This is a genomic window from Thiocapsa sp. (assembly GCF_035467215.1).
Classification (GTDB): domain Bacteria; phylum Pseudomonadota; class Gammaproteobacteria; order Chromatiales; family Chromatiaceae; genus Thiocapsa.
The window spans coordinates 1-9,098 of sequence record NZ_DATITZ010000160.1 but is presented as its reverse complement, the minus strand read 5'-3'; the positions used below and the strand labels follow the sequence as shown (position 1 = coordinate 9,098).

General features: G+C 64.3%; 7 protein-coding genes. 6 read left to right on the top strand and 1 reads right to left on the bottom strand.

Annotation, left to right across the window (positions count from 1 at the left end; genetic code table 11):
* Window positions 1-82: 82 nt before the first annotated feature.
* From VLR48_RS08975 to lpxC, 4 genes are all read left to right on the top strand, one after another.
* Entirely contained in the window at window positions 83-877 is a 795-nt protein-coding gene (locus VLR48_RS08975; protein WP_325291453.1) for a cell division protein FtsQ/DivIB, read from the top strand.
* Between the two features lie 6 nt (window positions 878-883).
* Complete coding sequence (ftsA, locus tag VLR48_RS08970) at window positions 884-2,119, top strand: cell division protein FtsA (RefSeq protein WP_120796032.1); 1,236 nt, start codon at window positions 884-886, stop codon at window positions 2,117-2,119.
* Between the two features lie 305 nt (window positions 2,120-2,424).
* Complete coding sequence (gene ftsZ / locus VLR48_RS08965) at window positions 2,425-3,594, top strand: cell division protein FtsZ (RefSeq protein WP_325291452.1); 1,170 nt, start codon at window positions 2,425-2,427, stop codon at window positions 3,592-3,594.
* Window positions 3,595-3,845: 251 nt separating this feature from the next.
* A complete protein-coding gene (gene lpxC, locus VLR48_RS08960; RefSeq protein WP_325291451.1) occupies window positions 3,846-4,757 on the top strand; it encodes a UDP-3-O-acyl-N-acetylglucosamine deacetylase in 912 nt (303 codons plus the stop codon).
* On the opposite strand, the gene VLR48_RS08955 is transcribed toward lpxC, so the two are convergent.
* Window positions 4,754-5,311 (bottom strand): DciA family protein, encoded by a 558-nt coding sequence (locus VLR48_RS08955; protein WP_325291450.1) that lies wholly within the window; start codon window positions 5,309-5,311, stop codon window positions 4,754-4,756. The two genes, lpxC and VLR48_RS08955, sit on opposite strands and share 4 nt — an antisense overlap.
* Window positions 5,312-5,690: 379 nt before the next feature.
* Between VLR48_RS08955 and VLR48_RS08950 the strand changes: the two genes are divergently transcribed.
* Window positions 5,691-6,401: a M23 family metallopeptidase gene (locus tag VLR48_RS08950; RefSeq protein ID WP_325291449.1), complete on the top strand. Its 711-nt coding sequence runs from the start codon at window positions 5,691-5,693 to the stop codon at window positions 6,399-6,401.
* A 163-nt stretch (window positions 6,402-6,564) separates the two neighbouring features.
* A partial coding sequence (gene secA, locus VLR48_RS08945) for a preprotein translocase subunit SecA (protein ID WP_325291448.1) occupies window positions 6,565-9,098 on the top strand: 2,534 nt, incomplete at its 3' end.

Below are 9,098 nucleotides of genomic sequence, written 5' to 3'. Positions count from 1 at the left end.
AGCCTGGTGCCGATGGCCGCGCGGGTGGCGGGGCTGGACTTCGACACCCTGGTTGTGCGGATCCTGGAGACGAGTCTCGACCGTGGCTGACCCGGCACGCATCGTCCCCCCGGTCGTGGAGGTGCGTGAGCGCCGCTCCGGGCCTTGGCTCGCTCTGGTCGGGGTCCTTTTGATCTCGGCGATGGCGAGCGGGGTCTGGCTGCTCGGTCACTGGGAGCCGCAGCTGCTGCCGGTGCGCATCATCGAGGTGGAGGGCGAGCTGCATCACCATTCGTCGCGGCTGTTGCAGGAGACCATCAGCGAGCGGTTGCGCGGCGGCATCCTGACGGCGGATCTGAAGGATCTGAAACAGGCCGCGGAGGATCTGGCCTGGGTCGGTCGCGCCACCGTGCGACGGGTCTGGCCTGACCGGCTGCAGGTCGAGGTCGAGGAGCACCGACCGATCGCGCGCTGGAATCGCGATGGTCTGGTGACCGCCGAGGGCATTGTCTTTCGGCCCGGCACCGGCACGGTCCCGGCGGGTCTGCCGCTGCTCGAAGGCGAGGATCGACGTGCGCCCGAGGTCGTGAAGCGCTACGCGCAGTGGCGCGATGATCTGATGTTGATCGGTCATCTAATCCAGACCCTTTCGGTCGACCCGCGCGGGGCTTGGCGTGTCGAGCTGGTCATGGGGGTCGAGTTGTATCTCGGCACGGAAGGCGTCGATCAACGGCTTGCGCGCTATATCGCTAGCGCGACGCAATTGGAGGCGGCCGGTCAGCCGCTGGTGGTGGACCTGCGCTACAGCAACGGTTTCGCCGTGAAATGGGCAGCGAACGCCGAGCCGCAGGCTCGCGCGACAACGGATCGCCCCACGCGATTCGGCAAACGAGGATAAGACCGGATGTCGAGACGTAACGACAAGAATCTATTGGTGGGCCTGGATATCGGGACCTCGAAGGTCGCCGCGCTGGTCGGCGAGCTCAAGGACGACAACCAGATCGAGATCATCGGTATCGGCACACACCCCTCGCGGGGTCTGAAGAAGGGCGTGGTCGTCGACATCGAGTCGACCGTCCAGTCGATTCAGCGCGCGGTCGAGGAGGCCGAGCTGATGGCCGGCTGCGAGATTCACTCGGTGCATGCCGGGATCGCCGGCAGCCATGTGCGCAGCCTCAACTCGCACGGCATCACCGCCATCAAGGAGGTCGAGGTCACCCAGGCCGATGTCGATCGGGTCATCGATGCGGCACGCGCCGTGGCGATTCCGGCCGATCAGAAGATCCTGCACATCCTGCCGCAGGAATTCATCATCGACGACCAGGAGGGCATCCGCGAGCCGATCGGGATGTGCGGCGTCCGCCTCGAAGCCCGCGTGCACATGGTCACGGGCGCGGTCAGCGCCGCCCAGAACATCATCAAGTGCATCCGGCGCTGCGGGCTCGAGGTCGACGATCTGGTGCTCGCGCAGCTCAGCTCGAGCTACTCGGTGCTCGGCGACGACGAGAAGGAGCTCGGCGTCTGTGTCGTCGACATCGGCGGCGGCACGACGGATCTCGCCGTCTTCACCGACGGGGCGATTCGCCACACCGCGGTCATCCCGATCGCTGGCGATCAGGTGACCAACGACATCGCGGTCGCGCTGCGTACGCCGACGCAGCATGCCGAGCTGATCAAGGTCAAGCATGCCTGCGCCCTAGCGCAGCTGGCGGCCAACAGCGAGTCCATCGAGGTGCCGAGCATCGGCGATCGCCCGCCGCGCAGGCTGTCGCGCCAGACCCTGGCCGAGGTGGTCGAGCCGCGCTACGAAGAGCTGCTGACCCTACTCCACAACGAGCTGCGCCGCAGCGGTTTCGAGGACCTGGTCGCGGGCGGCGTGGTGTTGACCGGCGGTAGCTCGAAGATGGACGGTCTGATCGAGCTGGCCGAGGAGGTCTTTCACATGCCGGTGCGTCTGGGTGTGCCGCAGTACGTGATCGGGATGGACGAGGTGGTGAACAATCCGATCTATTCGACCGGGGTGGGCCTGCTGATGTACGCGCGTCAACACCGTTTCTCGCGGCGTCCGGAGATCGGGGATTCCGCCGGTTTGCGGGGGGCTTGGTCGCGGATGCGCAGCTGGTTCCAGGGCAATTTTTGATGAAGCCGCATCGGCTTCGCCCCGCGATGGTTGCTTGGTGCTCGGGCGTTGCCGAACGGCGTGCGGATTCCGGCCGATGCGGTGTGAGTCGGTCGGATGCCTTCCACGGAGGCTTTAACCCCGTTGAAGGCGGGTTCGGGACGGGGTGTTGCGTCAAGCCCCGTCGGTCGGGGGGCCGCGGCCTGCGGTCTCGGGCCGCGACGCGTCTCGCGTCGCGGTGGTGTCGGGGGGGCGTTCGCGCAGAGGCGCGCACGTACGAGGTTTCATAGGTCGTGCAACAAACGAATTCGAGAGGAGACAACAGCATGTTTGAGCTCATGGATACCCACAGTCAGAACGCCGTCATCAAGGTCGTCGGCGTCGGGGGCGGCGGCGGGAACGCCGTCAACCACATGGTCGCCGCGACCATCGAAGGGGTCGACTTCATTTGCGCCAACACCGACGCCCAGGCGCTGAAGAGCTCGCAGGTGAAGACCATCCTTCAGCTCGGCGCCGGCATCACCAAGGGGTTGGGCGCGGGTGCAGACCCCGAGGTCGGTCGCAACTCCGCGATGGAGGACCGTGATCGCATCCAAGAGGCACTGGAAGGCGCAGACATGGTGTTCATTACCGCCGGCATGGGCGGCGGGACCGGTACCGGTGCCGCGCCGGTGGTGGCGCAGGTTGCCAAGGAGCTCGGGATCCTCACGGTTGCGGTCGTGACCAAGCCTTTCCCGTTCGAGGGGACCAAGCGTCGCCGCATCGCCGAGGAGGGGATTGCCGAGCTGGCCAAGCATGTCGACTCCTTGATCACCATCCCCAACGAAAAGCTCCTGGCCGTCCTCGGCAAGGAGATGAGCCTGCTCGGTGCCTTCAGCGCCGCCAACGACGTGCTCTTGCATGCCACCCAAGGCATCGCCGAGCTGATCACCCGTCCGGGCTTGATCAACGTCGACTTCGCCGACGTGAAGACCGTCATGTCCGAGATGGGCGTGGCCATGATGGGTACGGGTGCCGCGCGCGGCGAACATCGTGCCCGCGAGGCGGCCGAGGCCGCCATCCGCAGTCCGCTCCTGGAGGATATCGACCTTGCCGGTGCCAAGGGCATCCTGGTCAATATCACCGCCGGACTGAGCCTGACCATCGGCGAGTTCGACGAGGTCGGCAACACGGTGCGTGATTTCGCCGACGACGATGCGACGGTCGTAGTGGGCACCGTCATCGATCCGGCGCTGGACGACGAGCTGCGGGTCACCGTCGTGGCGACCGGGCTGGGCGAGCGTCGCGTCATGCTCAAACGCCAAGGCGCCCACGAGGCGGCGGCGATGCACCTGGTCAGCAGCGCGGGCAGCAACGAGAGCGCGCCCAACTACAATGACCTGGGACGTCCCGCCATCTATCGCCGCGGCGGCGCCACGGCGGTGGCGGAAGCGGTGGTCGAGAGCGATCTCGACTATCTCGATATCCCGGCGTTCCTGCGCCGCCAAGCCGATTGATCAGGGGTTTCCCTGTATCGAATAGTTCTTCTAAAACAGTCGTCTTCAAAATGGTTCGTTGTTGATCTTGATAAACGTCGGGGAAAACCCTAAGCTTGTCGGCAGGTGGCTCGCATGCGAGCCGCAAAACAACATGACGAATGGAAAACGATCGTGGCTCCGGCATGGATTTGCCGGGCCACGCTCGGTCGTCGATCAGCCGGCAACGGATGCCGATAGCCGCCATGGCTTGCGATGGGAGAACTCGACCGATGCTCAAGCAGCGTACCTTGAAGAATGTGATCCGGGCGACCGGTGTCGGCCTGCACACCGGCGAGAAGATCCCGTTGACCTTGCGGCCCGCGGCTCCCGATACGGGGATTATCTTCCGTCGGGTGGACTTGGACGTGCCTATCGAGATCAAGGCGACCCCGTTCAATGTCGGGGATACCCGCCTGTCCACGACCTTGGTGAAGGGCGATGTCCGCGTCTCGACGGTCGAGCACATCCTGTCCGCCTTTGCCGGACTCGGGATCGACAATGCCTACGTGGACGTCGGCGCCGCGGAGGTGCCGATCATGGACGGCAGTGCCGGGCCTTTCGTGTTCCTGGTGCAGTCGGCCGGGGTGGAAGAGCAGAATCGTGCCAAGCGCTTCATCCGGATCAAACGGCCGGTCGAGGTGCGCGACGGCGACAAATATGCGCGTTTCACTCCTTACAACGGATTCAAGGTGGAGTTCTCGATCGACTTCGACCATCCGGCATTCCACGTGCGCTCCAATCGGGCGATCGTCGACTTCTCGACCTCCTCGTTCGTCAAAGAGGTCAGCCGGGCACGCACCTTCGGTTTCCTGCGCGAGATCGAGGCCTTGCGATCGCAGAATCTGGCGCTCGGAGGCAGTCTCGACAACGCCGTGGTGGTCGACGAATACCGTGTCCTCAACGAGGAAGGTTTACGTTACGAAGACGAGTTCGTGAAGCACAAGATCCTGGATGCGATCGGCGACCTCTATCTTTTGGGGCACACCCTGATCGGATCCTTCCAGGCCCACAAGTCAGGGCACGCGCTCAACAACAACCTGTTGCGGGCGTTGGTGGCCGACGTCAGTGCGTGGGAAGAGGTGGTGTTCGAAGACTCCGCCGAGTCCCCGATCTGCTATGCACACCCGGTGGCGTTGGCCTAGGCCGACTTCGGAGCGGGCGTCTTCCTTGCCCCGCGCGATCCCGGCGATTCATCCTCCCCAGCCCCGACCGTCGTCATGGCGGGCGGGGTATGGTTTTTTGCGAAACGTCGAAAGATCTCGGCCAGCACCGGATCCGACATCCCATCCGCCGCGCCGAGCAGATGCGCACGCGTCCGATCGGTCAGTCGGTTGCCGCCGATCGGTTGCCCCTCGACCGCCCCCCGCGGTTTCACCCCGAGGGCATCCGCCCCGTCGTCCTGTGCGCGGACGCGGACCTGCGTGATCACCTTTGCGACGCCTTCGCGCTCGAGGGCTCGGGTCAGCTCCTCGATCAGGAAGCGTGCGCGGGTGACCCAGGCCGGCGAATCCAGAAAAAGCGTCAGGACACCATCGGCAAGCACGGCGTCGCCACAATGCGCACGCAGCGGATCGGGCAACCGGCTCAAGACCATGCCGAGCAGCGCCAGCTCTCGGTCGCGGTGCTCAAGATGACGGCGAATCAATCGGTTGGACTGAAGCAGCTCACGGACGTGGGCCAGTCCCGGACGAAGCATCGGAGGTCTACCTCGACATGCGCAAGGCCTGGGCAAACGGCGTCTCGATGTTTGCTTGCGGCGAAAAACGAATCGACCTGAGGCACGATTGTGGCGACAATCGAATCATATGCCCAGCGCTCATCAGATTAGAGACCACAGTAGAGTAAAAACGATGCACCACCTCGATCGACGAAAAACCGCTCGCGGACAGGCCGTTATAGCGCTCTTGGCCGTTATCTTGTTTACCTTGGCCGGTGGAGGATTAGGATTCTGGATCGGGCACTACCAAAACATGACGCCAATTGTCGACAGTCGCGCTCAGCCGTCCCTCGTTCCCCGCTCCTCGCCCGCAAGTCTCACCCCCTCGTCCGTCCCAGCTGACAACGAAGATCTCGACGTGATCGCCTCGCGTGTCGGGGAGATGCAAGCCGAGCTGCTCAGGCTCAACGCGCTCGGCGAGCGTCTGGTGCACATGTCCGGACTGAATCCCGAAGAGTTCGATTTTACGGATCCGCCGCCGCGTGGCGGTGCCGAGGAAGGTCCTGCCCGTGACTTCACGATCCGCGAGATCGCCAGCGAGCTCGGCGGCATGGTCAGCCTGGTGCAGGATCGCAAGCGCAAGCTCGAGGTTCTCGAAGATGTCATCATGGATAAGGACCTCACCGCGCAGGCGATGCCCTCCGGTTGGCCGGTTCGCGCCGGTTACGTCACCTCGAGATTCGGTTTTCGGGTGCATCCCATCAAGAAAAGGCGCCTCTTTCACGAGGGTGTCGACTTCGCCAGTCCTCGCGGTACCGCGATCGTGGCGGTCGCCGACGGTGTCGTGACCTTTAGCGGTCGCAAGGGCGGATACGGGCGCACGGTGGACATCCGGCATGTCAACGGGCTGGTTACGCGCTATGCCCACAACCAGGACAATCTGGTCAAAGAGGGCCAGATGGTTCGGCAGGGACAGAAGATCGCGACGGTCGGATCCTCCGGGACCGCGACCGGTCCGCATGTCCATTTCGAGGTGATCAAGGACGGCAAGGCGGTCGATCCTTTCCGATATATCGATCGACAGCCTACGCCCGTTCTGGCCAGCGCGTCCGAGGATCAACCCGGTTAGGGCTCGGGTGCCGCTCTAGCGGTCGGGGGCGTGACTCTGCCGGTGGTTTGCCCGGGCGCGTATCGCAGACCCCGACCCCGGGCGCCCCTCCGACGGCACCTGCGGTTGTCGTTGAATTCCGGTATCATGCCGGGATTTTCCCGACAGGTCTCAAACGTATCCGATGGTCAAGCATCTGTTCAAGAAGGTCTTCGGCAGCCGGAATGACCGGCTCGTCAAGACACTGCTCAAGTCCGTCGCACGGATCAACGCCCTCGAGCCCGAGCTCGAGCCACTCTCCGATCAGGCCTTGGCCGCGAAGACGACTGAGTTTCGCGAGCGACTTGCCGCGGGTGCCGATCTCGACAGCTTGATCCCCGAGGCATTCGCGGTCGTGCGCGAGGCATCCAAGCGAACGCTCGGCCTGCGCCACTTCGACGTCCAGATGGTCGGCGGCATGGTGCTCAACGACGGCAAGATCGCCGAGATGCGCACCGGCGAGGGCAAGACCCTGGTCGCGACCCTCTCGGCCTACCTCAATGCGCTCCCCGGCAAAGGCGTCCACGTCGTCACCGTCAACGACTATCTGGCGCGGCGCGACGCCGCCTGGATGGGGCAGATCTACCATTTCCTCGGTCTGTCCACCGGCGTCATCAACTCCTCGGGCGGCACGGGTCCGGACTCCGCGTCCTACCTCTTCGACCTGAGTTACGAGCCGCCGGTCGGTCAAGGTTACCGCCACATGCGCCCGGTCTCCCGCAAGGAGACCTATGCCGCCGATATCACCTACGGCACCAACAACGAGTTCGGGTTCGACTATCTGCGCGACAACATGGCCTTCGTGGCCGAGCAGCGCGTGCAGCGCGACCCCTTCTACGCGATCGTCGACGAGGTCGACTCCATCCTCATCGACGAGGCGCGCACCCCGCTCATCATCTCGGGTCCGTCCGAGGGGAGCACGGATCTCTACAAGCAGATCGACAAGATCATCCCGCGTCTGACCCGTCAGGCCCCTATCACCAACGAAGAGGGGCAGCCCGACTTCGGTCCCGGTGATTATTCGGTCGACGAGAAGGCACGGCAGGTCTATCTGAGCGAGGAGGGTCACGAGCACGTCGAGCAGATGCTCGTGGAGATCGGACTCCTCGCCGAGGAAGGCGGTCTCTACGATCCGGCCAACATCGCCCTGATGCACCACGTCTACGCAGCGCTGCGTGCGCACGCGTTGTTTCAGAAGAATGTCGAGTACATCGTGCGCGACGGTCAGATCATCATCGTCGACGAGTTCACCGGCCGCACCATGCCGGGTCGACGCTGGTCGGAGGGTCTGCATCAGGCGGTCGAGGCCAAGGAAGGGGTCGCGATCCAGCCCGAAAACCAGACGATGGCCTCGATCACCTTCCAGAACCTGTTCCGGCTCTATCCGAAGCTCTCGGGCATGACCGGCACGGCGGATACCGAGGCCTACGAGTTCCAGCAGATCTACGGTCTTGAGGTCGTGGTCATCCCGACCAATCAGCCCATGGTCCGCGAGGATCGGGGCGACCTCGTCTATCTGACCCAGGAAGAGAAGTACCAGGCCATCGTCGAGGATATCCGCGACTGCATCGCCCGCGGTCAGCCTGCCCTGGTGGGTACCGCCTCGATCGAGACCTCGGAGCTGATCGACCGACTGCTCGTCGAGCAGAAGATCCCGCACGAGGTCCTGAACGCCAAGCAGCACGAACGCGAGGCCGGGATCATCGCCCAGGCCGGCCGTCCGGGCGCCGTCACCATCGCCACCAACATGGCGGGTCGCGGGACCGACATCGTGCTCGGCGGCAATCTGGAGGCCGAGCTCGAGGACGCCGGCCCGGACGCGGATCGCGACGCCATCCGCGCCGCCTGGAAGGAGCGCCACGCTCAAGTGGTGGCCGCCGGCGGTCTGCATGTGGTGGGCACCGAGCGGCACGAATCCCGTCGCATCGACAACCAGTTGCGCGGTCGCTCCGGCCGCCAAGGCGATCCGGGCTCCTCGCGCTTTTATCTGTCGCTTGAAGACAACCTGATGCGCATCTTCGCCTCCGACCGCGTCGGCAAGATGATGCAGAAGCTCGGCATGCAGAAGGGCGAGGCGATCGAGCACCCCTGGGTGACGAAGGCGATCGAGAACGCCCAGCGCAAGGTCGAGGGACGCAACTTCGACATCCGCAAACAGCTGCTCGAGTACGACGACGTCGCCAACGATCAGCGCAAGGTCATCTATCGTCAACGCCGCGAGCTGATGGACAGCGTGGATGTCTCCGATACCGTCACCGCGATGCGCGACGATGCCCTGACGCGTCTGATCAACACCTATGTCCCGCCCGAGAGTCTCGAAGAGCAGTGGGACGTGGAAGGGCTAAGCGTCGCGCTGAACGAGCATTTCGGCGGTGATTGGCCGATCCGCACCTGGCTCGACGAGGACGACTCGCTTCACGAAGAGACGCTGCGCGCGCGGATCCACGACACCCTGGCCTCGGCCTACGCCGAACGCGAGCAGCTCGTCGGCTCGCCGACCATGCGCCAGATCGAGACGGCGGTCATGCTCCAGACCCTGGACACCCACTGGAAGGACCATCTCGCCGCGATGGACTATCTGCGCCAAGGGATCCATCTGCGCGGCTACGCCCAGAAGAATCCCAAGCAGGAGTACAAGCGCGAGGCCTTCGAGATGTTCTCCGCGATGCTCGACAGCAT

Excerpts from the sequence above, each read along its gene's own strand:
- VLR48_RS08955 (WP_325291450.1), bottom strand. The coding sequence starts at position 5,311 with ATGCTTCGTCCGGGACTGGCCCACGTCCGTGAGCTGCTTCAGTCCAAC.
- ftsZ (WP_325291452.1), top strand. The coding sequence starts at position 2,425 with ATGTTTGAGCTCATGGATACCCACAGTCAGAACGCCGTCATCAAGGTC.
- ftsA (WP_120796032.1), top strand. The coding sequence starts at position 884 with ATGTCGAGACGTAACGACAAGAATCTATTGGTGGGCCTGGATATCGGG.
- lpxC (WP_325291451.1), top strand. The coding sequence starts at position 3,846 with ATGCTCAAGCAGCGTACCTTGAAGAATGTGATCCGGGCGACCGGTGTC.